The organism is Thermococcus sp. M36, from assembly GCF_012027355.1.
Taxonomy (GTDB): domain Archaea; phylum Methanobacteriota_B; class Thermococci; order Thermococcales; family Thermococcaceae; genus Thermococcus.
Genome location: NZ_SNUH01000024.1, coordinates 1 through 668, shown reverse-complemented (window position 1 = coordinate 668; position 668 = coordinate 1). Strand labels below are relative to the sequence as shown.

Sequence of the window (668 nt, the reverse complement as noted above, 5' to 3'; positions counted from 1 at the left end):
TAAGTCTTTGCTTGATAAATTTAGCCAAATCGCATCTATTGAGATTATCTCAGCGTTTTCATCTGTTAACGAAGAAATAGACTATATAAACAGTTTAGTACAAAAGGATGAGATTCTAGTAATTGATGGGTATGATTTCAATTTAGAGTATCAAAAAAAAGTAAAAATAAATGATAATAAACTTATTTGTATTGAAGATGAGCTAAGAACTGATACAATGGCTGATATAATTATTAACTATAGTTATAATAAGCAATTTGAATCAGAGTCGAAAGATAAACCGAAATATTTACTGGGGTTTAAATATGTGATTTTAAGGCAAGCTTTTTATGAGTTACCTTATTCCCGTTTGTTAGCTTCAAAGTTAGATACAGTTTTTCTTTGTTTGGGTGGTGGTGATAGTAATAATTTAACATTCAGAACTTTGAAAATTCTGTTTGCTACTGAAACATTTAAAAAAATTATTATCGTTACAGGTAGTGCCTTCCCCTACACTAATGAAATTGAAAATTTAGTACAATCTACAAATTCTTGTTGCTTAGAGCATTATAATAATATTGAAACAGAACAATTAATAAACCTATTGAAATTGTCTGATTTAGCAATTGTACCATCGAGTACCATAGCTCTTGAGGCATGTTGCACATTAACTCCTATAATAACCGGTA

Annotated in this window: 1 protein-coding gene; it reads left to right on the top strand. The window is 29.0% G+C overall.

Annotation, left to right across the window (positions count from 1 at the left end; all coding sequences use genetic code 11):
• A partial coding sequence (locus E3E36_RS11130; RefSeq protein WP_167895495.1) for a hypothetical protein occupies positions 1-668 on the top strand: 668 nt, incomplete at both ends.